The organism is Tritonibacter sp. AK171 (assembly GCF_030127025.1).
GTDB classification, from domain to species: domain Bacteria; phylum Pseudomonadota; class Alphaproteobacteria; order Rhodobacterales; family Rhodobacteraceae; genus Epibacterium; species Epibacterium mobile.
The window spans coordinates 588,494-615,122 of record NZ_CP126134.1; the positions used below are offsets into that span (position 1 = coordinate 588,494).

Consider the following 26,629-nt stretch of genomic DNA (forward strand, 5'->3'; position numbering starts at 1 on the left):
ATGACCAACCTGCCCAAAAAACACCTCTTCGACATCCCAGAGGGCATGATCTACCTCGACGGAAACTCACTCGGCCCCCTGCCCAAGGGCGCAGCGGAGCGGGCTGTCAAAACCCTCACGCAGGAATGGGGCACCCAGCTCATTAAGGCGTGGAACACAGCTGACTGGATGGCCCTGCCGCAAAAAGTGGGCGACCGGATTGCAGGCTTTATCGGGGCTGCACCGGGCAGCGTGGCCACAGGCGATACGCTCTCGATCAAAGTCTATCAGGCTCTGGCGGCGGCGCTGAAAATGCGCCCGGAACGCCGGGTGATCCTGTCGGACACTGGCAACTTTCCGACCGACCTCTACATGGCGCAGGGGCTGATTTCGACCATCGGCAAGGATTATGAGCTGCGCACCGTCGCCCCCGAAGAGGTCGCCGATGCGATCACCGACGACGTGGCTGTGGTGATGCTGACGGAGGTGGACTATCGTTCCGGTCGCCGCCACGACATGGTGGATATCACGGCACGCGCGCATCAAAACGGTGCGGTGATGATCTGGGATCTGGCCCATAGCGCGGGCGCTTTGCCGGTAGATCTGACGGCCTGTAATGCAGAATTCGCGGTGGGCTGTACCTACAAGTATTTCAACGGCGGTCCCGGCGCGCCTGCCTTTATCTATGCCCGCCCCGACATCGTTCTGGAGGTGGAGCCTGCGCTCTCGGGCTGGCTTGGTCATGACGCACCCTTTGCGATGGAACCCGACTACCGTCCCGCCATGACAACCGAGCGCCTGCGCGTTGGCACGCCTCCCATTGTGCAACTGTCGATTCTCGACACCGCATTGGATGTCTGGGAGGGGGTCTCCATGGAGGAAATACGCGGCGCGTCTGTGGCGCTTTGCGAGACATTTATCGCAGAAGTCGAGGCCCGTTGCCCGGATCTGACCCTTGCCTCCCCGCGCGAAGCAGATGTGCGCGGCTCGCAAGTGTCCTTTGCTTTTGCGGACGGCTACGCGGTTGTGCAGGCGCTGATTGATCGTGGTGTGATCGGTGATTTCCGCGCGCCCAACATCATGCGTTTTGGTTTCACGCCGCTCTATCTGGATCAGGCGGATGTCGTGCGCGCCGCAGAGATCCTTGAGGACGTGATGAAGAGCGAGAGCTGGAAAGATCCCAAATACCAAGTGCGCTCGCGGGTGACTTAAATCCGGCGCGCGTCCGGCTGCGACCTCGACGAGGGGCGGCCGGGCACCTCAGCACAGAACGATTATGGCGGTCCCCGCGACCGCAAGCGCTGCACCGATGATGGCGGTCGGGTGTGGTCTTGTTCCGTCCTTGAGCCAGAGAATAGGCAGTACCAGCACGGGCGATAGTGATCCCAGCACCGCCGCAACGCCTGCGTCGAAATTGGCGAACGCATAAAGCAGCAGGGTTGATGACACGCCATACCCGATAAAGCCCGGCAAGATCGTGCGCCCTAGCAGGGCCGGCGTCATGTCTGGATGTGCCGCGTGCCTGCGTCTCGGCCAGAGTGCAACAATCGAGATCACGAACGCGGCCCCCAGCAGCCGGATTGCAGAGGCCGCAAGCGGTTCTGTCCCCGCAAGCATCGCCGGTTTCATTACCAGAAAGCCGAACCCCTGACAGGCTGTCGCTGCGAGACCCAGCAATACGACCGTCCAGAGGGTTCCGTCTTTTGCCTCTGTGGCGGCCCTCTCCTTGCCGCCGAACCCCACCGCAAGTCCCACACCGCAGAGTGTGACTCCCGCTCCGAGCAGATCTGCAGCGCTCGGGGTTTCACCGAGCCAGATAAGGGCCATCCCCGCAACAAGGGGCGCTTTGAGGGACAGCAACAGCTCGGTGCGTCTTGGTCCCCCTCTGCGCAGACATTCGATCATTGCCAGATTGCCTAGGACGATGCCGATACAGATGCTCATGCCAAAGGCGGGCCAATACGCCCATGCTACAGTGCTCCAATACCCCAGTCCGCTGCACAGAGCAGCGAGAATGGCGGAGCAGGCGATCAGCTGAATGCGGGTGAACTCAAACGCGCCCAATTGGCGGGCTGGACCATGCGCCAACACGACGCCGGTCGCCCAGCCAGCCGATGCGCCCAAGGCTGCGAGAATGGGAAGGAGGATCATGACAGGGCTCCAATTGGGCGCTACTATTCTAGTAGCAATAGCTCGCTACACAAATAGTAGCAATGATTCGAAGGAAGGGACGTGTCATGTCAGCAGGGGTACCCAAACCCGGCAGCCCCGTTCGGGGGTCAAAAACCGGCAAGCCGATCATGGCTCTTTTTGACCTGATGGGACGCAGCTGGGCGCTGGGGATTATTTGGCAATTGTCGTCCGGACCAATGACATTTCGTCAGCTTCAGGATCGCTGCGAACAGGTTTCGCCAACGGTGTTGAATAAGAGAATCAAAGAGTTGTCTCAGAGCGGTTTGGTCACGCGCGATGATGCAGGCTATGGCCTGACGGCTATGGGAAAGGACTTATATCAGCTGCTGCACCCATTTGGCGCATGGTCTGAGGCTTGGGCAAAGGCGTTGTCAGAGCAAGAGAGGTGACTGCGGGCCATAGAGATGTGAGTGCTGAGGGCATGCTGCAGGCAGGGTGGCACTCCCGCCCCCGCGCGGACCCTTGCTGACGCAAGTCTCCCCTTGGGGTTGGGCCGGGCAGCCTGTCCTTTGGACAGGCTGCAGCGCCGGACCGTCAGGTCCGGCGCGACGCCCAACGGGAGCGGGACGCATTTTTAATGCGGGCGCGACGGGCGGGAGCCCACCCGAGCCGATGTCATGCATCGCCGGTGATAAGGGCAGCCAGTGGTCAGCCTAACCGTTCCAGTAGGTAGATATCCATGATCCAGCCATGTTCCGCGCGGGCACGGGCGCGGGTGGCGAGGATCTCTTCCTGCACCTCAGACAACCGCCCCGCGATATTGATCTCATTGGCCATACCCGCATAGGCGGACCAGTGGATCATCACGTGTTCGGGGGCCGCAATGCTCTGAAAGGAACATTCGCCATCCAGCATAATCACCAGCGTGTCGCAGCCCATAGGCCAGCCCGTATCACGCAGGCGGCGGCCGGTGGTGATCTGCACCGGTGCGCCGATGTGATTGAGCGGTACGCCATGCGCCGCCGTCAGCGCTTGAATTGAGGTGATGCCGGGGATCACTCGCATCTGCATCTCCATCCGCGTCTTCAGGCGCTCGGCGATGCGCATGGTGCTGTCATAGAGCGAAGGATCGCCCCAGACCAGAAACCCTGCCTGTCCGCCCTCGGGCAGATGTGCCGCCAGCGTAGCCTGCCAGACCTGCGCGATAGCATCGTGCCAGTTGTCCACGCGCTGACGATAGTCTGCTGTGGCTGGATCACGCACGGGCAGGTCAAACTCAACAATCTTAGGCGGATGCGCTACCCCGGTCAGCACTTCCGCACAGATTGCTTGCCTCAGGCCTGCAAGATCGTCTTTGCCAGCGCCCTTATGGGGGATCAAGATCAGATCCTGCGCGCGGATCGCCTCGACCGCCTCCAGCGTCAGATGCTTGGGGTTGCCGGTGCCGATACCGATCAGGCAAAGCTGGAGCATGGGCGCTCTCCGTTCGTTCTAGTGGTCTGACCGCAATGGGGGCCTCTGGGAGAGAGGTCAAGAGGGCAGGGTTACTGACTGCCGACCCAGAGTGTCGCCTCGACCGGGACGCCATCGACCGCGATCATGCCGTGGCTGTTGGAGTTGAGCGAGACTTTGACCTCTGCGCCGCCTTTGGGAAGAGCAGGGATATGCATCCATGCGCCATAGAGCCGCGCGATTTTCTCATCGTTTACATAGACATGGGCGTGGCCCTCGCCGGGTTGATCCGCGCCTGAGGCATGTTCTGGGGCAAAACGGAAATTTTGCGTTTCCACCTGCAGGTTCCAACCTGACATTGCATCGGGCGTGACGCTGATTTCGACCCTTGGGGCGTCGTCACCCGCGGGGGTGTTCACCATGGCAGAATGATCGTGCGCCATCATCCCGGTGGTGCCGCCATGATGCGCGGGATTACTATGGTCGTGACCTTCAAAGGCCACACCATTTCCGGCAGCGGTGACAAAGCCGATACCACCCCCAAAAACAAGGCCAATGGCAAAAAGCGCAAGCGAACGGGACATGTGATCTCAATATGTTAGAGGAGCTCTCGTGAGAACGGCGAAGGGGCCGCCCTGTGTTAAAACCCCCGCCGCGACACCTGTTGCAGCGGCGGGGGCAAAAGGCGTCAGCTTATGCGGTGGTCTCTGCGTGTGCGGTCTCTGACTGCCAGAAATAGGCGCAGAACGCTCCAAGCAAGACCCATGCCGCCATGCCAATCCCAAAGGCACGCGCCGCAAAAAGCGCCCCAATTTCAGTGGGTACCGGACCGGTAAAGCTATCAGGCTCTGGCGCGCCAATCACATGCGGGGCCATCAGCAACAATGCGGCGATCACATAGGCCACCAGATTGCCGCCAAAGGCGATCAGCCACATGGCAACCCCTGCACTGGCGACTGTGGCAACCCACCAGACCTGCCGCGCGCCCACATCTGCGGCAGCGACGCCGGGTACTTCTGGCGCCAGTGTCAGACCGGGAGCGAAGTGAAACGCGACAAAGCCCGCAAGCCCCCAGATGATTCCATGCCGGGCGGTGATCTCATGGCCCTGCCGCTCAGCCTGAGACATCAAGGCCACCATCACCAGCGCATAGCCAGTGTAGGTCAGCATGGTGAACAGAATGCTGAGCAGATTGCGCATCGGCTCATCAAACAGGCCGGGCAAATCGGGGTGGGCGGAAACGGCCTCACCGCCAAAATGCACCAGCTCGCCGGATTCATATAGCTCAGCATGCAACAGCACAGGTTGCACGAAGAAAAGCTGCAGAAGGGCGGCAATCAGCCCCGCTGCAGCACCAGCGAACAGCGCGCTGGTCAGAATGCGTCCAAACATCTGCTTAGTGGCAGGGGAAGCCGGTGGCGTGGCGCACGTCATGCGCCGCATCATGCAGGGTCGAGGCCTGGACATGGCCCGTCACGGTGATGATCCCCAGCCCCAGAACCACGGCAAAGAGCACCGGGATGATGCTGCCGGCAGAGGCGGTCGATTTGATCGTCTTGGTCGTCATTAGTCGTCCTCCGTACCGTCACACCCGACGGCACATTAACTGTCCTCGTTTGATACGGCCGGTCTCCTGACTTGCGGGTCGCGGCGATCATTCTCCTTCCCGGCGCAGGGCCAGTGGATGCTGAATGTCGCTCTCCGCTCACAGTCGCGGGGGCGGTTGAGGCTCGGGCGCCGCGATTGGGTCCGCCGTTCCTCATTCCCGTTTCAGTCCCGGCGCTGTGCGCTCTGGGACACCGTATAGCGGTGATATTGCGGTGTCGGGGTCTGATCGGTCAAGCATGAAACCGCCTTTGCGGCGCGCGTTCCCGTCATCTAGCCCTGCGATTGATCTGGTGGTGTTGCGGTCTGGCCCAAGGTCGCAGGGATGCGTGCGATCGCCTTAAAGCGCAGATCGCCCAGTGGGCGCGCATCGCTCAGCGTGCCGTCGGCGCTGGCGTCATAGAGCCGCAAAAAGGTGATGATATCTGGCAGGTCCGCCGTGGTGATCTCGCCAAAGAGATAAGCAGTCTTGCCGCTCTGGCGCACGGCGAGGGTCTGCGGACGGGTACAGCCTGACATGCAATCGACCCCCTGCACCTCTGCCTTAAGCCCCGCCGCGCGCAGCGCCGCCGCCAGTTGGTCGGTCAGCGTAGGGTCTGCGTCGCGGCAGGTACGGCAGAGCGAGATCATGGGCTGTGTCATGCCGGGGCGGGGGCGTCTTCTTCTGCCAGTGGCCCATATAGGATCAGTACCGGCGCAGGCGATGTGATCGCCTCCAACAGCTCGGGCAGGGTGGCCACCGTCACCCGGTGCAGCTCTTGCGCGGGCGTCGAGACCCCAAGCGCCACCAGTGCAGGTGTGTCTTGCGGCAGGCCCGCCTCCAGCAGCAGGGACAGCAGCGCCGCAAAGGTGCGCTTGCCCATATAGACCACGGTGGTTGCCTCAGGGTCGGCAAGGGCCGCAAGGTTCATGTGATCCGGCAGGCCGCCGGTCACGTCATGGCCGGTGATGAACTGCAACCGGCGCGCGGTCAGCCGCCGGGTCAGCGGAATTCCCGCAGCGGCGGCGGCGGCAGAGGCGGCGGTAACCCCGGGGATGATCTCATATTTGATGCCAGCGGTGCGCAGTGCGATCATCTCTTCCTCAAGGCGGCCAAAGACGCCGGAATCCCCGGATTTCAACCGCACCACATGGGCACCGGATTGGGCATAATCCACCAGAAGCTGGCTCACGTGGTCCTGTTTGGGCGAGGGGCGGCCCGCGCGTTTGCCCACGCCCACCAGATCCGCATCCTCGCGCGCATGCGACAGGATCGGACCCGAGGACAGGTCGTCAAACAGCACCGCATCCGCCGCTTCCAGACGTTTGACGGCCTTTACCGTCAGCAGGTCCGGATCACCCGGCCCGGAGGAGACAAAGCTGACAAACCCGCTCATGCGTGCTCTCCGGTGATCAGGTGGAAAAAGGTGCCGGTGACATGACCCTTGATGGATCCGGTTTCGGGGACCGGATTGCCGTCAGCGTCCATGACGCGCGCCAGCGGTGCGTCGGGTTCATCCAGAATGGTCGAGTAATGGAACTCATGCCCGCGCAAATAGGCACCATTGTCAAAGCCCGGCATCGGGGCCTGCAATTCCGCACGGCGATAGCCGAGGTGGAATTTGCGCTTCTCATACGATGTGACAAGCCCGAGGAGCCCCGCCATCTGGTGCCGGGTGCCTTCCTTGTCGATCAGGGCCTCCCCCAGCGCCATATAGCCGCCGCACTCGCCATGCACGGGTTTGGTCTCAGCATGTTTTGCCATGCCTTTGCGCCAGTTTTCGGCAGCGGCAAGTGTGGCACCATGCAGCTCCGGATAGCCGCCGGGCAGCCATACCAGATCGGCGTCGGTGGCGGGGGCCTCATCCTTCAGGGGCGAGAACGGCAGGATCTCGGCCCCGGCGGCACGCCAGCCTTCCAACAGATGCGGGTAGGTAAAGGAAAACGCAGCATCGCGCGCCAATGCGATGCGCTGCGCAGGCGGGTGTGGCAGGGCGCGCGGCGTGGGTGCGGCAGCGGTGCTGGCCGCCGCTTGGATTGCGTCGAGATCGACGTTTTCGCGCAAAAAGGCGGCATAGCCCGCAATCGCGGCCTCAAGGTCCGGGTGCTCCACCGCCTGAATGAGGCCAAGATGGCGTTCGGGCAGGGTCAGATCACCGCGCCGGGGCAGGGAGCCAAGCACCTTGACGCCCGCGCGCTCCATCCCGAGCCGGGTGAGCCGCTCGTGCCGAGGGCTGGCCACCCGGTTCAGGATCACGCCCGCAAAGGGCAAATCGGGGTTGTACATCTTGAACCCCAGCGCGGTGGCGGCGGCGGATTGTGCTTGTCCGCCCACGTCGATCACCAGCACCACCGGCCAGCCCATCCTGAGCGCGGTCTCTGCCGAGGAGCCAAAGCCAGACTGGCCGCGCGTGGCGACCCCGTCAAAGAGGCCCATCGACCCTTCACCGACGCAGATATCAGCGCCTTGGGCCTGGGTGGCGACAGCATCAAGCAGCGCACTGTCCATCGCCCATGTATCAAGGTTGAAGGACGCTCGTCCGGCGGCCGCAAAGTGAAACGCGGGGTCGATATAATCCGGTCCGCTCTTGAAGGGCTGCACGGTCAGACCATCGTCCTTGAGCGCGCGCAGCAGGCCCAGCATGACGGTGGTCTTGCCTGTGCCGGAGGAGGGCGCGGAGATCATCAGGCCTTTGGGGAAATGGGTCATATGTGCCAATCCTCATTCGCTCGTGTCGCTTGCGCCCCCACCCAGACTCGGGCGCTGATCTTGGCGTGATGCATCGCGTGATCAGTCATCGCCTTCGCTCCATTCCGACCACGGGCTGTCGGCACTTTGCGGACGATAACGGCGGTCATAATCCGCGCCATAAAGGCAGCTTTCGGCGAAATCCTCTGCGCCCAGGGCATGGCCCACGAGGATCAGCGCGGTGCGCCCGCGCGCGCCCTCGGTTGCCTCGATAATGGACCCAAGCGTTGCCTTGACGATCTTCTGATCCGGCCAACTGGCGCGCCAGACGATGGCCACCGGACACTCCGCGCCATAGGCGGGCGTCAGCCGCGCCACCACATCGTCCAGCACATGCACCGACAGGTGGATCGCAAGCGTTGCGCCGGTGGCGGCGAAATTCTCCAGCGTCTCGCCTTCGGGCATCGCCGAGGCGCGCCCCGAGGTGCGCGTGAGCACCAGCGATTGTGCCACGCCGGGCAGGGTAAGCTCGGTCCCCAGCGCCGCCGCACCAGCCGCAAAGGCAGGCACACCGGGGGTGATGTCATAGGGGATATTCAGATCGCGCAGGCGGCGCAGCTGTTCGCCCATGGCGGACCAGACCGACAGATCCCCGGAGTGAAGCCGCGCGATGTCGTGGCCGGCGGCGTGAGCACTGGCGATCTCTGCCATGATTTCATCCAGCGACAGCGGCGCGGTGTTGATGATCCTGGCCCCCTCGGGGCAATGGCTGAGCAGCGCCTCGGGCACCAGAGAGCCGGCATAAAGGCACACCGGACAGGCCGCGATCAGGTCGCGCCCGCGCAGGGTAATCAGGTCGGCGGCACCCGGTCCGGCACCAATGAAATGAACGGTCATCTCTCTATCATCTCCGCAAGCGCCACGGTGGCAAGCCCGTCCGTGGTCACAAATCGTCTCTGGATCAGCCGCGCGCCTGCGCCCGCTGCCACAAGGGCGCAGGCTTCGGCCACCGATCCGGTGTTGAACCGCGCATGGATGCGCGGCGAAAGGGTGGGGGTCGCGACCCCGGTGATCTGGTCCTCATCAAGGGTCTCGACCGTGAGGTTTTGTGCCAGCGCAAAAGCGCGAAACACGGGGCTGTCGGCCTTGGCACGCAGGGTCACCACCCGATCCGGGCGCCTTTGCAGCGCATTGTAAGCCTCCGCAAGGCTTGCCTCGGTGGCGCGGTTGGAAAAGCCAAAGCCTGCAATCATCATCGGGTGACGCTCCACTGGATCACGGGGCGGGCACGTTCCCAGCCGCGCATGGACCCTAAGGGGCCAGCTTCGGCGATTTCCGCTTTGAGCAGATGACCGCCATGAGTGGCATGAGCCTGCATCAACAGGATCTCGGTTTCCAGTGTCACACCATTGGCGACAAGGCGCGTGCCTGCGGGCAGGATCTGCCAGAGGTGGTCGATGAGGGCCTGCGACCCTCCGCCGCCGATAAATACGCAATCGGGCGGGGAACGACCCTCCAGTACCTCCGGCGCGCGGCCCTCAAGGGCTGTCATGCGATGCGAAAGGCCAAAAGCCGCGGCATTGCGGCGAATATTCTCCAGCCGATCGGCGCGGGCCTCAAATGTGGTTGCCGTGGCCCCTCGGGCCGCAAGGCACCACTCCACCGAGACAGATCCCGATCCGCCGCCAATATCCCACAGATGTTCGCCCACGCGCGGGGCAAGGGCCGAGAGCGTCAGCGCGCGGATGGGGCGTTTGGTGATCTGCCCGTCATTGGCAAAGAGTGCATCCTCAAGGCCGGATGCCTGCGGCAGGCCCGTGCCTGATGCCGTGAGTGCCGCCACCACGGGGGCGTCTATGTCGGTGAGGTCAAACCCTTGGGCGGTGGTCGTGCGGATGCGCTCCTTTGGTCCGCCAAGGCGCTCCAGCACGGTGATCGCGCTGGTGCCAAAGCCGATCTCGCATAGATAGGCAGCCAGTTCCGCCGCCGCCGCGCCATCACGCAGGGTGCAGATCGCTTGCGTGCTACGGCCCAAAACCGGGCGCAGGCGCGCGAAGGGCGCGGCATGAAGGCCTAGGCAGAGCGTGTCCTCAAGTTTCCACCCCAGCGCATTGGCGGCCAGCGCAAAGCAGGAGGGCGCCGGGTGGGACGTCCATTCGCAGCGGTCCAGATCGCGCAGCAGGCTGCCGCCTGCGCCGTGCCAGAAGGGATCGCCGGACGCCAGCACCACCGTCGCGCGACCGCGTGCGGCCAGCACCGGTACAGTGGAAAACGGTACGGGCCAGGCCTGCCCGCGTGCGCCTGCATCGACCAGTTCCAGATGACGCGGCCCGCCGATGATGATTTCTGCGACTCGGAGTGCTGCACGGCTTGCATCCGACAGCCCTTCGGGGCCATTTTCCCCCAGCCCGATCAGGGTCAGCCATGGGCGCGCACCGCCCTTTGTCAGAGGATCAGACATGACCAAGCTCCTGCTTCTGGGCGGCACCACCGAAGCTTCGCATCTGGCGGCGCATTTGGCGCAAGCCTGGGTTTCGGACGATCCGGTGGCCGGGCGTCAGGCGGTGTTTTCCTACGCAGGCCGCACCGCGCGCCCGGCGCAGCAGCCGTTGCCCTGCCGTATCGGCGGGTTTGGGGGCGTGTCTGGATTGGTCGACTATTTGCGCCGCGAGGGGATCACCCATGTGGTCGATGCCACCCATCCCTTTGCCGCGCAGATGAGCACCAACGCGGTGCGGGCCTGCGCTGAGGCTGGGGTGGGGCTGGTGGCCTTTGAGAGGCCTGCGTGGCAGTCGAACCCGGGCGATCACTGGGTCCATGTGGCGGATATGGCGGGCGCAGTCGCCGCCCTGCCGGAGGCCGGCGCACGGGTGTTTCTGGCCATCGGCAAGCAACATGTGGCGGAGTTCGCGGCAAAGCCCAAAAACCACTATCTGCTGCGGCTGGTGGATGCGCCGGAGGCACCGCTGTCTTTGCCCGATGCCAAAGTCATCGTGGCGCGGGGACCGTTTGAAGCGACCGGCGATGAGGCCCTGATGCGCCAGCACAAGATCACGCATATCGTGGCCAAAAACGCCGGTGGCGCAGGTGCCGAGGCCAAGCTGAGTGCCGCGCGCTCTCTCTCCTTGCCGGTCGTGATGATCGACCGGCCCAAGGTGCCCGCACGCCCGGTGCGGGGCACTGTCGCGGAGGTGATGCGCTGGCTGGAGCACGGCGCCTAGGTGTCCTTGTCGGTCGGGATCGGCCCGGTTTGATGACCGGGTTGATGACCGGGCGCAAAGCGCGGCGTATAGACATAAGACCCCACGCGCCGCGTGTCGCGATTGCCAACGATCACCACGGTGCGCATGTCGGCCATCTCTGGCCGGGCATCCTTGAGCGGTACGGTGAGGATCTCCTGCCCGGGTTTGGTAACATCACGGGCGAAGGTAATCAGGGTGTCCGCGCCACAGGCAGCGCGCAGCACGTCCAGAGCGCGGGCAAACTGATGCGGGCGGGATTTGGAGCGCGGGTTGTAAAAGGCCATCGCCAGACCGGCCTCACCCACAAGCTGCAACCGGCGTTCGATCAGCTCCCATGGTTTCAGATTGTCGCTGAGGTTGATCGCCGCAAAATCATGGCCCAGAGGCGCGCCGATCGCCGCTGCGGCAGCCAGCATGGCGGTGATGCCGGGCAGCACCCGGATGTCTAGGTCGAGCCACGCGGGCTGCGCCTTCGACCCGTCTTCCAGTGCTTCAAATACCGCCGATGCCATGGCAAAAACCCCCGGATCGCCGGAGGAAACCACCACCACGCGTTTGCCCTCTGCCGCCATCTGCAGGGCCTGCGCGGCGCGGTCCACCTCAACTCGGTTGTCGCTGGCATGGAGGGTCAGGCCCGCGCGCGGCGCGATGCGCGCCACATAGGGGATATAGCCAACCACATCTGTGGCCTCGGCCAGAACCTCCTGCACCTCGGGGATCACCATGCGCTCGTCACCGGGGCCAAGCCCCGCGATCACCACCCAGCCTTTTTGCGCATCACTCATGGGCGGCGTCCTTGCCCGTGCAAGAGCACGATGGAGAAATAGGGCACATCGCCGGTGATCTCGGTGAGCTTTTGCACCGTCTGGGTCGGCATGGTGCCGCGCTCCACCAACCATGCGTCCTCAAGGCGGCCTGCAGCCTCAAGCGCGCGGCGCAGCTTGGGCAGGTTGCGGCCGATTTTCATGACGACCAGCGCGTCAGTCTCAGAGATGCGTTTGGTCAGCTCTTCTTCGGAGAGGGTTGCCATCGCAACCGTCAGAACATCATCGCCCCAGGTGATCGGCTGGCCGGTGGCGGTCCAACAGCCGGACATGCCGGTGATGCCGGGGATGATTTCGACCTCCGCGCGGCCTTCAAGGCGGGTGTGCAGATGCATGAACGACCCATAAAGGAAGGGATCGCCCTCGCAGAGCACCACCACCGTGTCCGTCGCCGCAATCTCGGCCAATGTGTCGGCCCATTGGTCATAAAACGCGGCCAATTGGCGGTTATACTCGGGGTCGGAGAAATGGATCTCGGTGGTGACCGGATATTCCATCGGGTATTCGGTGACGCCTGCGGGCAGGATGCCTTCGACGATGGCGCGGGCTTGCCCTGCGCGGCCTGCCTTGCGGAAATAGGCCACATGGGTCGCGCCTTGCAGCGCGCGCCAGCTTTTGACGCTCATCAGGTCCGGATCGCCGGGGCCGAGGCCTGCGCAGATGACTTTGCCGGTTTTGGGCGCGTTCATGGTCATTCTTTCCACGATGCCAGCGCATTCACTGCCGCAACCGTGATGGCAGAGCCCCCAAGGCGGCCTTTGACGATCATTGCGGGCACCGGGAGATCCTCCATCAGCGCCTCCTTGGATTCACGTGCGCCGACAAAGCCCACAGGGCAGCCGATGATTGCGGCAGGGCGCGGACAGGCAGGGTCCTTGAGCATGTTCAGCAGATGAAACAGCGCGGTGGGGGCATTGCCGATCGCAACCACGGCCCCGTCGAGTTTCGGACGCCAGAGTTCCAGCGCGGCCGCCGAGCGGGTGTTGCCCATCTCGCGGGCCATTTCCGGCACTTTGGGGTCACGCAGGGTGCAGATCACCTCATTGTCGGCAGGCAGGCGCGGTCGGGTGATCCCCTCGGAGACCATATAAGCATCACAGAGGATCGGTGCGCCTTTCGCCAGTGCCGCGCGGGCGGTTTCGGCCATCCCTTCTGAGAATTGCACATGTTCCTCCAGCCCCACCATGCCCGCGGCGTGGATCATGCGCACGGCCACCACCTCCTCGTCTTTGGTGAAGCGGGCGAGGTTGGCCTCGTTGCGGATGGTGGCAAAGCTCTCGGCATAGATCTTGGCGCCATCGGTCTCATAGGTGTGCAGCATGTCAGGTGTCTTTCGTCAGAAGGTGCGGCGCAGCGCGCAGGGTGCGCGCAGAGAGATCAGAACGCAAGGGGCGGTCGTTTGCGCGGCCATTGCGAACAAGGTCAAAGCGGTCGGCGCCGGTGGCGGTCAAGGTCACATCGGCAGGTTTGGGATGGGCGCAGCCCTTGGCGCAGCCCGAGACGTGCAGGCTGGTGCCCTCCGGCAGATGCGGGGCGAGGTCGCGGGCCAGCGCGCGGGTTTCAGAGAGCGCCTGCAGGCACCCGGGTGCGCCGGTGCACGCGCTCACCCGCAGGCGCGGATCCGTTGCGCTGTGGATCAGGCCGGGCAGGGGCGCGATGTCTTGGGCGTTCTCGATCAGCAGCATCCGCCAGGGGGTGAGGCGCAGCGGGCCGAGATCGGCAAGCGCGGCGAAGGTCTCGGCGCTGATCTGGCCAAACTCCAGCGCAACCAATGCGCCGCTGCGGGTCTGGCCGGGGGCGGGCTGGGAAGCGCCCCTTGCGACATCTGCGGTATGCGACGCGGGGGCTGCGCGGCGCGTGAGCAGGGCGTGCATCCTGCCCCGACCCTCCGACGCGCCGCCTTGGTCAAGGAACCAGCGCGCGAGGGTCAGCGCCTCGGCTGCGGCATCGTCTTTGCACAGCTCCAGCGCCACATCGGCACCGTCTGCGCGCAAGGTCAGCCTGTCGCCTGCACCCTCAATGCGGATATCGGCAGCGGTGCCCTGCAACACAGGGGCCGGACCTGCGTCCACGGCAAAGCCGAACTTGCCGGGCAGGGGCAAGTCCTCTGCCTGTGCGAGGCCCTCTGTCAACGCCAAGGCGATCTGGTGGCTGCGGTCTCCTTCCGCCCAGAAGGGCGTCATGAGGATATTGCGGCGTGCCTCGGCGTGTGCGTCCTGTTCCACCAGCCCGAGATCCTGAAGCGCTGCGATCAGGGCGGGATGGCTGTCCTCGCGGACGCCGCGCAGTTGCAAGTTCGCCCGCGCCGAGAGATCAAGAATGCCGTTGCCGTAGCGCATGGAGAGATCCGCGACGGCCTTGGCCTGCTCAGACGTGAGCCGCCCCAGTGGCGCGCGGATGCGCACCACCAGCCCGTCGCCGGACATCATCGGCCTTAGCGCGCCGGGGCACCAGCCATAGACCTTAGGGGCGGAGCTCATGCTGCGCCCTCAAGTGTGGCAAGGATCGAATTGCGCCGCGTCACCCAAAGCCCTGCGTCGCGCAGAGCGTTGAACCGATCCCGCATGGCCTGAAGGGCGGCGGGGTTTTCACGCTCCAGAAACGCCACCAGATCGTCGCGCCCCAGTGTGGCCTCGAAGTATAGGTCAAACAGATGCGCGGGCACCACTTGGGCCAGATGCGCAAAGGCCGCCATGTGATCCAGCGTTGCCGCAATCTCTGCCGCGCCGCGAAAACCGTGGTTCATCATTGAGGTCGCCCAATGCGGGTCAGAGGCACGGGCGCGGGTGACGCGGGCGATTTCCTCCTGCAAGCTGCGCGCCTGCGGGCGGTCCAGACGGGTGGCGTCCATGTGATAAAGCGCCGGGGCCTCAGCGCCCAGACGCTTCATCGCGGCGGCAAAACCGGCCTCATGGGCGGCGTAATCTGAGGCGACCAGAACATCCGTCTCCGCCAGATCTTGCAGATGTACAAAGCTGTCTGCGCTGTGCAAGCGATCCTCAAGCGCGGCGCGCGCCTCGTGGATGTCCCCTTTTGCGTCAATCGCATGCGATGAGGCCGCAAGCCAAGCCTCGCCCGCTGCCGCGCGGGCCTCTTCGGAGTAGTCATCGAGATGTTGGGTCATGCCAAGGCCATATAGCCCGGGCTTGGGGCCAAAGACACGCGGCGTGGTCTTGAGGTAGGGGTTGTCGCCTGGGTCCTCTTCGCGGGCACTCAGCGCGGCGGCGGCGGCCTCGAACATCTGGGCAAGGCCGGGAAACACGTCGCGAAACAGGCCGGAGACCCGAAGCGTCACGTCGATGCGCGGACGGCCCAGAAGGGTCAGCGGGATGATCTCAAAGCCCGAAACACGCTCGGATCCTGCGTCCCATTGTGGGGCGAGACCCGCAAGATGCAGCGCCATGGCAAATTCCTCGCCCGCCGTGCGCATGGTGGCAGAGCCCCAGAGATCCACCACCAACCCGCGCGGCCAGTCGCCATGGTCCTGCAGGTGGCGGCGCAGCAACTCTTCTGCCAGCTTGACCCCTTGCGCCTGCGCCGCCCGCGACGGCACCGCGCGGGGATCGGTGGTAAAGAGGTTGCGCCCCGTGGGCATCACATCCGAGCGCCCCCGGTAGGGCGACCCGGACGGGCCGGGGGAGACCAGCTTGCCCGCCAGCGCATCCAGCACCCCGCGCAACTCTGCCGCGCCATGTTCGCCCTGACCAAAGATATGCAGACCCTCGCCGTATTGGCTTTCCTTGATGTCGCAGACAAAACGGTCGATGCGGGTGATGGCCTCTGCCGCCGAGGCGTCGGCGGGGATGCCCAGGTCTTCTTCGACGCCGGTGCCCTGTGCCTCGGCGCGGATGTCGGCGATCAGCCGGTCGCGGCGCGCAGGATCGAGCCCGTCGGCGGTGGAATATTCATCCAGGAGGCTTTCAAGCCGCGTCATCCCGTCGAGCAGCGTGGTCTGTGCCAGAGGCGGCGGCATGTGGCCCAGAGTGATAGCACCGATGCGACGCTTGGCCTGCGCGGCCTCGCCCGGATCATTGACGATAAACGGATAGATCACCGGCAGATCCCCCGCCAGTACCTCGGGCCAGCACTGCGCCGAGAGTGCCACCGCTTTGCCCGGCAGCCACTCCAGCGTTCCATGGGCCCCCACATGCACCAGCACATCCGTTTGCCTCTGGAGCCAGAGATAGAAGGCGACATAGCCATGGCGCGGCGTGCGGTCGAGGTCGTGATAGTCGTCATCGCGGGATTGCACGTCACCGCGTTCGGGTTGCAGGGCAATCAGCGCCTTGCCCGCACGCAGCGCGCGAAAATGCACGAGGCCGTCCCTGATCGCGGGGTCCTGCTCGGGCGCGCCCCAAGCCGCGGTGAGATCCGCGCGCAAGCGGGCGGGCAGGTGGGCGAGGGCTGCGAGATACTCCGAGAGCGGCCATGTCAGCGTCTCATCCGAGAGGCGCGCGCCAAGGTCTGCCTCGGCCGTGACGGCATAGCCCTCGGTCGCAAGGGCGCGCAGAATCTCGGACGTTGAAGCCAGTGCGTCCAGCCCCACCGCGTGAGCGAGGTTGTAATCGCGCCCCGGATAGGTCGAGAGCACCAGCGCGAGGCGTTTGTCGACAGGCGCTTTGCGGGCGAGCCGCAAATGTGCCTCGATGCGATCCAGCGCCGCCTCCACCCGTTCTGGATCGGCGCGGTGGGTGAAACGGGAATATTCCAGATCGGGGTCGCGCTTGGTGGGGGATTTGAAGCTGACAACCCCGGCAAACAGCCGACCGTCCACCTCTGGCAGGACCACATGCATGGCCAGATCCGCAGGCGACAGGCCGCGATCCGCCAGATCCCAATCCTTGCGCCGGGCCGTAGACAGCGCCACCTGAAACACCGGACAGCCCGTGAGGCTCAGCGGGGAGGCGCTGCCATCGCGCCCCTGCGCGGAAAAGGCGGTGGCGTTGATGAGCGCGGCGGGGTTCAGGGCGGGCAGTTCCGCGCGTAGCCAGTCGACCGCCTCGGGGACCTTGAGGCTCGGTGCGAAAACGCCATAGGCGGCATACCCGCGCGCCCGCAGGCTACGGATCATCGCATCCACAGGGGCGGTGTCGGCTGAGGTCAGATAAGAGCGATAAAAACTGACCAGCACCAAGGGTTTGTCGATCTCGGACAGGGCGTCCAGCGCGCCCCGGTCGGGGTCGTAGAACCCGAAATCCGGCACGGTTTTCTTGCCGATCACCGGGCTGGCATAGAGGCCAGAGGCCAGCGCCAGCTGCGCCAGTGCCGCTTGCGCGGCGACAGCACCGCCCGCATCGCACAGCGCCTGAAGGCGGCGCAGGGTGGAAACCGGCAGGGTGGACAGCTCATCAAGGCGCGGATCTTCTTGACCGTCAGCGGGCAGGATCGCCAGCGCGATGCCTTTGCGCCGGGCCAGATCCTGAAGCGTGGCCAGACCGTAGGACCAGTAGCTCTCGCCACCGATCAGCCGGACCAAGACACCCTTTGCGCCCTCCAGCGTCTGTTCGGCGTAGACATCGACGGAGAGCGGGTGTTTGAGCGCCACCAAATTGGCAAGCCGAGTGGAGGGAAGTTTGCCGTCCGCGCGGTGCCAGCCCGCCGCAAAGGCGCCCAGGTCGCTGTCGGAAAAGGACAGCACCACCAGATCGCCGGGGGTCTGCCCGACGTCATAGGGGGTGTCTGTTTCTCCGAGCCCGTGGCTTTCGCGGAAGACGACGTGCATGAGGTTAGCTCCGTTTGGACACGCCGAGGATAGCCCCGGACCGCGGGTGGGGGAGAAGCCCCCGCCCGGGGGGGCGGTCGGGGGCTGTCCGGCCTCTCGGCCGGACGAAAACGATGTGTTTCCACTTCGCCCGCATAGAAACTCAGGTCCCGAGATCGGCGTGGATGCCTGCTGTGTCGATGTTATCATGCTCGGCGATCACCACCAGCTGGGTCTTGCGCTCCTGTGCGCCCCAGGGTTGGTCGTATTGCGCGCGCAGGCGCTCGCCCACCGCTTGTACCAGCATTCGCATCGGTTTTCCTTCCACGGCCACATAGCCCTTCACCCGCAGGATGTTGCGGGCGCGGGCCATCTCGATGATCCGTTTTTGCAGGTCTTCGGGGTCGGAGACTTCGCCCATTTCGACCACGATGGACTCAAAATCGTCATGTTCGTGATCGTGATGGCCGTCGTGGTGGCTGGGGCGGGCATCAAGGTCGTCTTCTGCAGCGGCCCCCAGGCCAAGGATCACGCGGGGGTCAATCACGCCCTCGGTCATCGGCAGGATCGGCAGCTTGCGCGGGGCCTCAGATTCGATCACTGCGCGGGCTTTCTCGACGCCAGCCTCACCGGCCAGATCGGCCTTGGACAACAGAACGATGTCCGCGCAGGAAATCTGATCCTCAAAGACCTCGGATAGTGGTGTTTCATGGTCAAGGCTGTCGTCCGCCTCGCGCTGGGCCTGCACGGCGTCCAGATCCGGCGCGAACTGGCCCTTGGCGACGGCCTCGGCATCGGCCAGGGCGATCACCCCGTCCACGGTGATGCGCGAGCGGATCGCGGGCCAGTCAAAGGCTTTGAGCAACGGTTTCGGCAGTGCCAGACCGGAGGTTTCAATGACGATATGCTCGGGCGGCTCGGGCAGCGCCATCAGGCTCTCGATGGTGGGGATGAAATCATCGGCCACGGTGCAGCAGATGCAGCCATTGGCGAGTTCCATGATGTTCTCCGCCGGGCAGCTCTCGTCGGCGCAGGATTTCAGGATGTCGCCATCGACACCGGCGGTGCCAAACTCATTCACCACCACGGCGAGGCGCTTGCCCTGCGGGTTTTGCATCAGGTGACGGATCAGAGTGGTTTTGCCAGCCCCCAGAAAGCCGGTGATGACGGTGACGGGGATCTTGTTCAATGTGGTCATGTGAAATGGGCCTTTCGGGTCAATCCTGCGCAAGCTCGGTGGCAGGCGTGTCTGGGGTGTCACTGGAAGAGTCGTGACGCTCGGGGGCGGGCGTCGGGGTTAGCGCGACGCTTGGCATGGAGACGGGCGGGATGCGGGCGATCGATTGTTTGCGAAACACCACCGGGCGCTCGCGCCATGGCACAAAACCATCCTCGGTCGCCGCATAAGCCGCAGCACCGGTGAGGATATCCTCAAGATGGGCATCCGGGTCGAGATCGCCGTAGATATAGCTCCAGCGCGCAGGGCCACCGGAGAGATGTAGCGTGCAGGACCGCGAGCAGGCCGAGAGGCACTCGACCCCGCGCACGGTGACGCCCTCGGGCAGCGCGCTGCCCGCAAGACGGTCTGCAAGGATGCGGCCGGGGCGCATGGCTTCGGGATCGCTGCCGGTCTGGCGACAGGTGGTGCAGACGGTCAGGACGACCGGCTCCGGGCTCTGGCTAGGGGTCTCTCCCATGCGGCCTTTTCTCCTCCTCAGCGGCGAGGCGGGGCAGGCCAGATGGGGGCGCGTGCCATGTGTGGCAGGCCCTCAACCGGTCGCGGCACACCCCGTCCGCCGGTTTCACACGCGCTGGCAGGTCTCCCGGCTTGCGGATGCCAGACCCGGGTTGGGTGCTGACGGTCGTCCCGCCTTCCCGGTGCCGCCCCTAGGGGTGCGCCAGTGGCGTCGGGAGACCTCTCCGGTCACGGTCGCGGGGGCGGCTGTGCTTGGGGCGCGCTGCGGCGTGCCTTGTCACATTCCCTCTTCGCCCGAAGGGTGTCACCTTCGGGAACCAACGAAAATCCCTTGCGCCATGGGGGCACTCTTTGTCAAGACATGGGGCCAAACAGCAGGAGCGACCCCGTGAGCGATCAGACCAGCGCAAGTAGCGAAACCGACATCTCGGACGAAGAAGCGGCACGCCATGCCTCAAAGATGGCCAAGAAAAAGGCCGCCCGTGATCGGATGATGAAAACCAAAGATGGCGAAAAGGGTTTGATCATCGTTCACACTGGCCCCGGCAAGGGCAAGTCGTCCTCGGGATTCGGCATGATCATGCGCTGCATCGCCCATGGCATGCCCTCGGCGGTGGTGCAGTTCATCAAGGGCGCGTGGCAGACTGGCGAGCGGACGTTGATCGAGGAGAATTTCTCGGATCTGTGCCAGTTCTACGCGATGGGCGAGGGGTTTACGTGGGAAACTCAGGACAAGGCCCGCGATATTGCAGCGGCCCGCGCGGGCTGGGAAAAGGCCAAGGAGATGATCCTCGATGAGAAGAACACCATGGTGCTGCTCGATGAGATCAACATCGCGCTGCGCTATGAGTATCTGGATTTGCAGGAGGTTCTGGAGTTCCTCGTCGAGCACAAACCGCCGATGACCCATGTGGTGCTGACCGGGCGCAACGCGAAGGAAGAGCTGATCGAGATCGCCGATCTTGTGACCGAGATGGCGCAGGTGAAGCACCCGTTCCGGGCTGGCATCAAGGCTCAGAAAGGCGTGGAGTTCTGAAACCTCAGCGTGTGTCGTGAGCGGGGATGCGAGGCGCTGCCTCGCGCTCCGGGATATTTTGAGTTAGAAGAGGCAGGGGCGCTGTGCCCCTCTCTTTTGTCGTTCTGTTTTGTTAGTCGGTGACGCGGGATTTGATATAAGCGTCGACCGCGGTGCGCGCATCAGGGTCCAGACGCAGGCCGAGTTTTGTGCGCCGCCACAGGAAATCCTCGCCCGTCCGCACCCATTCGCGGGCAATCGCCCAGTCAAGTTCGCGGGCCGTGATGGTCGCGCCGAAGCTCTCGCCCAGATCGCTCTGCGCCTTGGCGTCGCCCAGAATGGCCCAGGCCTCGGTGCCATAGGCGCGGATCAGGCGGCGGGTGGCGTAGGCCGACAGGAAGGGATAGTCGGCGGCGAGTTTTTCGCGCAAGCGTGTGACATCTTCGACCGGGAAATCGCCGCCGGGCAGGGGTACACCTGCGGTCCATTCCGAAGGCAGGCTGGGGAAGACCTCGTTGATTTTGTCCAGCGCCGCCTCGGCCAGTTTGCGGTAGGTGGTGATCTTGCCGCCAAACACATTGAGGAGCGGGGCCTGTGTCTTGTCGAGCGTCAAGACATATTCGCGTGTCGCGGCGGAGGCGGAGCTGGCGCCGTCATCATAAAGGGGCCGCACGCCGGAATAGGTCCAGACAATCTGGTCGCGGGTCACGGGTGTGTCAAAATAGTTCGACGCGAATTTGACCAGATAATCCTGCTCTTCCTCGGTGCAGATGGGTTTGGTCTCGGGATCGGGGTGATCAGCGTCGGTGGTGCCGATGAGGGTGAAATCCTCCTCGTAAGGAATGGCAAAGATGATGCGCCCGTCCTGCCCCTGAAAGAAGTAGCAGCGCCCGTGGTCGTAGAGTTTTGGCACCACGATATGGCTGCCGCGCACGAGGCGCACGTTTTCGCGGCTGTTTTGGCCGAGCTTCTGGCGCAGCACATCGGCCACCCAGGGACCGCCCGCGTTGACCAGCATTTTGGCGCGGCGGGTGGTTTCTTCACCGGTTGCGAGATCCTTCAGGTGGATCTCCCAGTGATCCGCGTGGCGGGTGGCATTTACAACCTCGGTGCGGGTCATGATCTCTGCACCGCGGGCCTCGGCATCGCGGGCGTTGAGCACCACGAGGCGCGCGTCTTCGACCCAGCAGTCGGAATATTCAAACGCTTTTTTAAATTTGGAGTTCAAAGGCTTGCCTGCCTCATCCGTGGTCAGATCCACGGTTGCGGTGCCGGGCAGGATGCCGCGTTTGCCGAGCGTGTCGTACATAAAAAGACCCAGCCGGATCAGCCATGCAGGGCGGCGGCCTTTCATCCATGGCATGACGGTGGTCAGCAGTTTGGAGGTCGGCGTGGTGTTGTCGAACCGCATGTCCTTGTGGAAGGGCAGCACGAAGCGCATCGGCCATGAGATATGCGGCATGGCGCGCAGCAGCACCTCGCGTTCGATCAGGGCCTCGCGCACCAGACGGAATTCGAAATACTCCAGATAGCGCAGGCCGCCGTGGAACAATTTGGTAGAGGCCGAGGAAGTGGCGGAGGCGAGGTCGTTCATTTCGGCCAATGTCACGGAGAGGCCGCGACCGGCGGCGTCGCGGGCGATGCCGCAACCGTTGATGCCGCCGCCGATGATGAACAGATCGGTGATGTCGGAGGTCTTGGGCGTATCAGTCATTTTCGCTGCTTTCGGTTTCGGGAGCGCCGTCTGCGATCAGGATTCGGGTGCCGGAAGCGGCTGCGGCCTCGGCAAACTCTGCCGGAACAGGGCGGTCTGTGATGACAAAATCCAGCTCCGCGAGGGCGCAGATGCGCACGGGGGCGGAGCGGTCGAATTTGCTGCAGTCGCACATCAGGATGCGCGTGCGGGCATTTCTGAGGATGGCGCGGGCGACGGAGACTTCGCGGGCGTCGTGATCAAGGATTGCACCGTCTGCATCCATGGCGGAGGCGCCGATGACGGCGTAGTCGACCTTGTAGCGGTTGATGAAGTCCACCGCCTCTTCGCCGACAATAGCGCCGTCGCTTTGGCGGATGGTGCCACCCACAAGGATCAGATCACGCGCCTCCATACCCATCATTATATTGATAATGTTGATATTGTTGGAGAGGACCGTCAGGCCCTTGTGACCGGAAAGAGCACGCGCCACCTGTTCAGTAGAGGTGCCGATGTTGAGCGCGATGGAACAGTTTTCAGGGATCACATCGGAGGCCAGTGCGGCCATCGCGCGTTTGCCGCTGGCATTGAGGCTACGGCGCTCGGCATAGCCGCGATTGGCGGCGGAGCTGATGCGCACGGCACCGCCATGGACGCGGCTCAGTTGGCCACGGGCAGACAGATCGCGCAGGTCGGTGCGCACGGTCTGCAACGAGACACCAAAGCGGCGCGCGAGGACTTCAACCTCGACACGATCCTGCTGCGTGAGCAGGGAGAGGATTTCGTTTTGGCGGTCGTTTGCATCCATGAGCTTTCCTTTTCATGGATGCATATAGGCCACATCGCTTGTTTTGTCATGTGAAGTTTTCGTTTTGATGCGATTGTACGCGAAAAAGAAAACCCCTCGCACGGGTGCGGAGGGGATTGGGCCGAAACTGGCGGCGCTTTTGGCCTTGTGGCCGGACAGAGAGGCTCAGAGCAGTGAAATGAGGTGATTGTCCCATGCCAGCGGCGCGGTGGTGAGGTGCTCCACTTCTGTGCCGATCCGCGCCACGGCACCCGTTCCGGTGCTGGCGAGGAAACCTTCGCGCAGGGTCGCAAGGCCGCAAACATCCAGGAGCGCATGTTCGGCCAGCAAAGCACCGCTGGCGCAGTCCATTACCTGCACCATGCCGCCACGGGGCGAGGTCACGGCGATCTGCGTCTCATCGCCAGAAAACGCAATGGAGCCGCCATAGCCATTAAGGTTGCGCAGGCGCGGATCGTCCGCTGCCATCAGGCGCGGCGCGTCGCCGGGGTGATGCAAGCCCACGATGGGCACGTCCGCGCCCAGATCGCCCTGCCACTGCATGGCAAACCCCACGGTGCCATCGCTGCGCACGGCGATATGGCGGATGGAGTTTTTATGCAGATCCGAAGGCAGTTCCATCTGCTCCTGTATCTCGCCCGACAGGCTCAGATAGCTGAGGTTTGGGCGCATAAAGGGGATGTTGAGCTTGGCGCGGCCGGTATCCGGGTGGGTCTCGATGCCGCCATTGGCGACCACCAGACCGGGGGCGTCGCGACGCAGAAGCATCTCATGCGGGCCGATGCCGCCGGAGGGAAACTGGCCGATGCGGCGATAATCGCGGGCGTTCCAGACGCCAATCATGCCTTCGCTGCTCTCGAAGGCATTCTCGGTCGTGTACATCACCTCGCCCTCGGGGGAGAACACGCCATGACCGTAGAAATGATGCCCCTCCGGTGGCTCCAGCCGCGCCAGTTGCGCGCCGCTGCGGCAGTCGATGACATCGGCAAATCGACCGGGACGGCGGGCAAAGGCCACCGCTTCGGGCCGTGTGGGGTGGGCGCTGGCGGCATGGCCCCGATCCGGCAGGGAATGGCGAAACAGCACCTCGCCCGTGGCAGAGAGCCCCGCGACCACAAACAGTCCCAGTTCGTCCTTGCCCGCAGAGAGATAGGCGGGCGCGCCCGCGTCTGCCCAAGTGGCAGAAGGGGCCATGCTGCTGGCCATCAGGCCTGCGATGAAGCCGCGTCGAGAGGGCATTTGTGAACTCCTGTCTTTGATCGGAACGGGTTGTGAAGTGTTGGGTCAGTCGCCGTCTAGTGCGTTGAACCCGGCCTCCACCCCCAGCGTGGGGCCAAGGTCTAGTGCGGCGATTTCTTTGATCTCACGCACATCCTGTTGCAGTGTCTCCAACAAAAAGCGTTTTTGTGGATCACTCACCCCGTCAAAGCTGGGGTCGTCGGCAAGGTTCGCGGCGTGGCGGTCGGCCTTGTCGAACAGCTGTGTCAGATGTTGCGAGAGGTCCTGATCGCCTTCGGACAGGAGTTGTGCCAGTTGGCGCAGGCTATCCAGCTGGATCTGCACATGGCGCAAGGAACGGCCGGAGCGGCGCGCCTCGGCGCGATTGGGGCGCGGGCTGTCAAATGTGCCAAGCGGGCGGCCAAGGCGCATATCGGCGAGGATCTCCAGCCCGGTGGTGAGCGCCTTGAACAGCTCCTGATGCGCCTCTTCATCGCTGCGGTAACGGTCATCGGGGTGGCGCAGTTTGTCAGCGTAGTCCTCTTGCCAATCGGTCAAAATCGCCGTGCTGTTGCGCGACAAATCTTGCGCGACCGCTTTGACAAAAGCGCAGGCATAGTCCGGGGAGGCCAGATCTGCATAGTCAGGGTCATAAAAGAGGTACTCCAGCGCATAAAACCCGCGTACCGCGACCGAGGCGGTGGCGAAGTCCTCGGGCGTGTTGACCACCGGGTCACTGTCCAACAGCAGGCTGCGCAGGGCCTTTGGGGTCTTGGAACGGCTGTCGGGCCAGAACGCGATGGCAAAGGCGCGATTGTCGGCCTCGGAGGGGCCGAAACGCAGGTGGCTTGCCGCAACCCATGCGTCAAAGGCCTCACCCCAAGCGGTGCGCACGGCCTCTGATGTGGGGGCGCAGTCACTTTCTGTAAGGGTCGCAAATTCGGCAGTCTCGGTGGCCAGACGCGCGTAGGTGGGCAGGATATGCTGGTCGATGACCGCATCCGTGAGCGCATCGGCGCGCGCCAGTCCGGTGAGAGCAACAAGGGCGCAGGCGGTGGACGCCAGTCGAGACAAGACAGACATTAAAGAGACTCCAGAAAGGTGATAAGGGCGGCGCGATCATCGGGGGGCAAGGCGACAACAGTGTCGCGGGCGGCTTGTGCCTCGCCACCATGCCAGAGGATGGCTTCCAGCAAAGTGCGGGCGCGGCCATCATGCAGGAAGGTGGCACGGGTTGAGACCTGCTGGGTCAAGCCAATCCCCCAAAGCGGTGCGGTGCGCCATTCGCGCCCTGTGGCACGCGCTTCGGGTCGGTTGTCGGCAAGGCCCTCGCCCATGTCGTGCAACAGCAGATCGGAATAGGGCCAGATGAGCTGAAAGCTCTGCTCCGGGCGGTCCAGCAGGCGGTGGGTGACAAATTTGGGCCGGTGGCAACTGGCACAGCCACTGTCATAGAACACGGATTTGCCGCGCAGCACTTCGGGCGCGTCCAGATCGCGGCGGGCAGGCACCGAGACATTGCGGCTGTAGAAGGTGACCAGATCCATATTGGGCTGGTCAATTTCGGTCACGCGCACGTCGCCGTCGCCGTGCGGCGCGCTGCGGCAGGCGTCCTGCAAGGCTGTGCAATCGCCATAGGGCTGCGGAAACAATGGTGTCGAGATGCCGATATCGCCGGAAAACGCCGCTGCGGATTGCTCGTGGATGGTGGCGGTGCCCGCCTTGAGGCCAAAGCGCCCCAGCATCACTTGACCAAATTCCTTGGACCACACAAGGTTTGGCCGCCCTGATATGCCATCGCCGTTCTGATCGTCGGGGTCGGCAAGGGCGAGGATATCAGCTGCCGGGATCGCCTCTAACAGGCCAAGGCCAATCATCGCCGGGGCCACGCGCGGCGAGAGCATCGCCTTGGCATGCAGCGGGCCGTATTTCAGCGCGGTGGCTTCAAACGAGGGCTTGCGCAGGCGGACCACCTCGCCGCCATTCAGGGTGATTTCTTCCTCGGTGTAGGTCACCGACAGGCGGTATTCGGGATTGACGCCGGGGCTGGAGAAATCCTGCAATTGCCAGCCATAGGTCGGCTCTGGCGACATCCCGATATAGTCGGGAATGGCGCGCAACATAGGGGGCACCGGACCGGGGATGGAGACGCGCAGAAAGGTCGAGGCGGAGCGATAGTCCGGCCCCTCGGGTAGATGTCCCCGCCCGTCGCGGATGTGGCAGCGTTGGCAGGCACGGGCGTTGTAAACCGGACCCAGCCCATCAGACGCGCGGGTCGAGGATGGCGAAAACACCCAGAGCTTGTCAAACAAGGCCTCGCCCAGCCGAAACTCCAGACCCTGCTCAAACGTCAGGTTCACGGGCGGCGTGCTGAAAGCCTCGCGGTCGTTGCGAACGGGCAGGGTGGCGGCCCCGGCGGGGTTTTCCTCGAATGGTTCGGGCGCGGTGAAATCGCGCGCAGGGGCGGTGACGCGCGCAATGCGGCTGGTTTCGTCCTTGGTGCGGGGTAGAAAGGAGAGATGCGGCTCCGACAGACCATCCGGGGCGGGAGGGGCGGCACGGTCGGTTGCATGAAGCGGTGCGGCCAGCACCAGA

Annotated in this window: 27 protein-coding genes and 2 riboswitches; of the genes, 4 read left to right on the forward strand and 23 right to left on the reverse strand. The window is 64.0% G+C overall.

All coding sequences use genetic code 11. From position 1 onward, the window contains the following. Nucleotides 1-1,191, forward strand: coding sequence for a kynureninase (kynU, locus tag QNI81_RS02760; protein ID WP_168576925.1), 1,191 nt, complete (start codon nt 1-3; stop codon nt 1,189-1,191). Nucleotides 1,192-1,239: 48 nt separating this feature from the next. On the opposite strand, the gene QNI81_RS02765 is transcribed toward kynU, so the two are convergent. Next, a complete protein-coding gene (locus QNI81_RS02765) occupies nt 1,240-2,130 on the reverse strand; it encodes a DMT family transporter (protein ID WP_283967289.1) in 891 nt (296 codons plus the stop codon). A gap of 86 nt (nt 2,131-2,216) precedes the next feature. Between QNI81_RS02765 and QNI81_RS02770 the strand changes: the two genes are divergently transcribed. Then, nucleotides 2,217-2,561 (forward strand): winged helix-turn-helix transcriptional regulator, encoded by a 345-nt coding sequence (locus QNI81_RS02770; RefSeq protein WP_283967290.1) that lies wholly within the window; start codon nt 2,217-2,219, stop codon nt 2,559-2,561. 259 nt (nt 2,562-2,820) lie between these two features. On the opposite strand, the gene cobF is transcribed toward QNI81_RS02770, so the two are convergent. The 10 genes from cobF to cbiE form a co-directional block, all read right to left on the reverse strand. Further along, nucleotides 2,821-3,585 carry a precorrin-6A synthase (deacetylating) gene (cobF, locus tag QNI81_RS02775; protein WP_283967291.1) on the reverse strand — a complete coding sequence of 255 codons (765 nt, stop codon included), beginning with the start codon at nt 3,583-3,585 and terminating at the stop codon, nt 2,821-2,823. A gap of 71 nt (nt 3,586-3,656) precedes the next feature. Beyond that, nucleotides 3,657-4,148, reverse strand: a complete 492-nt coding sequence (locus QNI81_RS02780; protein WP_283967292.1) for a hypothetical protein — start codon at nt 4,146-4,148, stop codon at nt 3,657-3,659. Between the two features lie 109 nt (nt 4,149-4,257). Then, nucleotides 4,258-4,956 carry a CbtA family protein gene (locus QNI81_RS02785; protein ID WP_283967293.1) on the reverse strand — a complete coding sequence of 233 codons (699 nt, stop codon included), beginning with the start codon at nt 4,954-4,956 and terminating at the stop codon, nt 4,258-4,260. A gap of 4 nt (nt 4,957-4,960) precedes the next feature. After that, a complete protein-coding gene (locus QNI81_RS02790; protein ID WP_005625666.1) occupies nt 4,961-5,131 on the reverse strand; it encodes a CbtB domain-containing protein in 171 nt (56 codons plus the stop codon). A gap of 39 nt (nt 5,132-5,170) precedes the next feature. Continuing rightward, nucleotides 5,171-5,381, reverse strand: a riboswitch (cobalamin riboswitch). Nucleotides 5,382-5,442: 61 nt separating this feature from the next. After that, a complete protein-coding gene (locus QNI81_RS02795; protein ID WP_283967294.1) occupies nt 5,443-5,811 on the reverse strand; it encodes a DUF1636 family protein in 369 nt (122 codons plus the stop codon). Continuing rightward, complete coding sequence (gene cobA / locus QNI81_RS02800) at nt 5,808-6,545, reverse strand: uroporphyrinogen-III C-methyltransferase (RefSeq protein WP_065329702.1); 738 nt, start codon at nt 6,543-6,545, stop codon at nt 5,808-5,810. Before cobA ends, QNI81_RS02795 begins: the two co-directional genes overlap by 4 nt. Next, nucleotides 6,542-7,858 (reverse strand): cobyrinic acid a,c-diamide synthase CobB, encoded by a 1,317-nt coding sequence (locus QNI81_RS02805; protein WP_283967295.1) that lies wholly within the window; start codon nt 7,856-7,858, stop codon nt 6,542-6,544. The genes cobA and QNI81_RS02805 overlap by 4 nt, the downstream gene beginning before the upstream one ends. A gap of 81 nt (nt 7,859-7,939) precedes the next feature. Then, nucleotides 7,940-8,734, reverse strand: a complete 795-nt coding sequence (gene cobM / locus QNI81_RS02810) for a precorrin-4 C(11)-methyltransferase (RefSeq protein ID WP_168576916.1) — start codon at nt 8,732-8,734, stop codon at nt 7,940-7,942. Next, nucleotides 8,731-9,093 (reverse strand): cobalamin biosynthesis protein, encoded by a 363-nt coding sequence (locus QNI81_RS02815; protein ID WP_283967296.1) that lies wholly within the window; start codon nt 9,091-9,093, stop codon nt 8,731-8,733. Before QNI81_RS02815 ends, cobM begins: the two co-directional genes overlap by 4 nt. Then, on the reverse strand, nt 9,090-10,298 hold the full coding sequence (gene cbiE / locus QNI81_RS02820; RefSeq protein ID WP_283967297.1) for a precorrin-6y C5,15-methyltransferase (decarboxylating) subunit CbiE: 1,209 nt from the start codon (nt 10,296-10,298) through the stop codon (nt 9,090-9,092). Before cbiE ends, QNI81_RS02815 begins: the two co-directional genes overlap by 4 nt. Between cbiE and QNI81_RS02825 the strand changes: the two genes are divergently transcribed. After that, entirely contained in the window at nt 10,297-11,058 is a 762-nt protein-coding gene (locus QNI81_RS02825) for a cobalt-precorrin-6A reductase (protein WP_283967298.1), read from the forward strand. The two genes, cbiE and QNI81_RS02825, sit on opposite strands and share 2 nt — an antisense overlap. On the opposite strand, the gene cobJ is transcribed toward QNI81_RS02825, so the two are convergent. The 7 genes from cobJ to QNI81_RS02860 form a co-directional block, all read right to left on the reverse strand. Next, a complete protein-coding gene (gene cobJ / locus QNI81_RS02830; protein WP_283967299.1) occupies nt 11,055-11,864 on the reverse strand; it encodes a precorrin-3B C(17)-methyltransferase in 810 nt (269 codons plus the stop codon). The genes QNI81_RS02825 and cobJ overlap by 4 nt on opposite strands. Next, entirely contained in the window at nt 11,861-12,592 is a 732-nt protein-coding gene (locus QNI81_RS02835; RefSeq protein ID WP_502999240.1) for a precorrin-2 C(20)-methyltransferase, read from the reverse strand. The genes cobJ and QNI81_RS02835 overlap by 4 nt, the downstream gene beginning before the upstream one ends. A 2-nt stretch (nt 12,593-12,594) precedes the next feature. Continuing rightward, entirely contained in the window at nt 12,595-13,224 is a 630-nt protein-coding gene (locus QNI81_RS02840) for a precorrin-8X methylmutase (RefSeq protein ID WP_283967301.1), read from the reverse strand. A 1-nt stretch (nt 13,225) separates the two neighbouring features. Beyond that, a complete protein-coding gene (cobG, locus tag QNI81_RS02845) occupies nt 13,226-14,383 on the reverse strand; it encodes a precorrin-3B synthase (protein ID WP_283967302.1) in 1,158 nt (385 codons plus the stop codon). Beyond that, nucleotides 14,380-17,625, reverse strand: coding sequence for a cobaltochelatase subunit CobN (cobN, locus tag QNI81_RS02850; protein ID WP_283967303.1), 3,246 nt, complete (start codon nt 17,623-17,625; stop codon nt 14,380-14,382). Before cobN ends, cobG begins: the two co-directional genes overlap by 4 nt. A 142-nt stretch (nt 17,626-17,767) precedes the next feature. Next, complete coding sequence (cobW, locus tag QNI81_RS02855; RefSeq protein ID WP_283967304.1) at nt 17,768-18,802, reverse strand: cobalamin biosynthesis protein CobW; 1,035 nt, start codon at nt 18,800-18,802, stop codon at nt 17,768-17,770. A 19-nt stretch (nt 18,803-18,821) separates the two neighbouring features. Then, the gene (locus QNI81_RS02860) at nt 18,822-19,301 is read right to left on the reverse strand and encodes a DUF1636 family protein (protein ID WP_283967305.1); all 480 of its coding nucleotides are present in this window, start codon (nt 19,299-19,301) and stop codon (nt 18,822-18,824) included. 99 nt (nt 19,302-19,400) lie between these two features. Continuing rightward, a riboswitch (cobalamin riboswitch) is annotated at nt 19,401-19,637 on the reverse strand. A gap of 24 nt (nt 19,638-19,661) precedes the next feature. Here QNI81_RS02860 and cobO point away from each other — a divergent pair. Further along, nucleotides 19,662-20,336: a cob(I)yrinic acid a,c-diamide adenosyltransferase gene (cobO, locus tag QNI81_RS02865; protein WP_065333189.1), complete on the forward strand. Its 675-nt coding sequence runs from the start codon at nt 19,662-19,664 to the stop codon at nt 20,334-20,336. A 112-nt stretch (nt 20,337-20,448) separates the two neighbouring features. On the opposite strand, the gene glpD is transcribed toward cobO, so the two are convergent. The 5 genes from glpD to QNI81_RS02890 form a co-directional block, all read right to left on the reverse strand. Next, nucleotides 20,449-22,029, reverse strand: a complete 1,581-nt coding sequence (gene glpD / locus QNI81_RS02870) for a glycerol-3-phosphate dehydrogenase (protein ID WP_283967306.1) — start codon at nt 22,027-22,029, stop codon at nt 20,449-20,451. Continuing rightward, complete coding sequence (locus QNI81_RS02875; protein ID WP_283967307.1) at nt 22,022-22,816, reverse strand: DeoR/GlpR family DNA-binding transcription regulator; 795 nt, start codon at nt 22,814-22,816, stop codon at nt 22,022-22,024. Before QNI81_RS02875 ends, glpD begins: the two co-directional genes overlap by 8 nt. 165 nt (nt 22,817-22,981) lie before the next feature. Next, a complete protein-coding gene (locus tag QNI81_RS02880) occupies nt 22,982-24,055 on the reverse strand; it encodes a DUF1513 domain-containing protein (RefSeq protein ID WP_283967308.1) in 1,074 nt (357 codons plus the stop codon). Between the two features lie 45 nt (nt 24,056-24,100). Then, nucleotides 24,101-25,117, reverse strand: a complete 1,017-nt coding sequence (locus tag QNI81_RS02885) for an imelysin family protein (protein ID WP_283967309.1) — start codon at nt 25,115-25,117, stop codon at nt 24,101-24,103. Continuing rightward, complete coding sequence (locus QNI81_RS02890; RefSeq protein ID WP_283967310.1) at nt 25,117-26,625, reverse strand: di-heme oxidoreductase family protein; 1,509 nt, start codon at nt 26,623-26,625, stop codon at nt 25,117-25,119. The genes QNI81_RS02885 and QNI81_RS02890 overlap by 1 nt, the downstream gene beginning before the upstream one ends. Nucleotides 26,626-26,629: the final 4 nt, after the last annotated feature.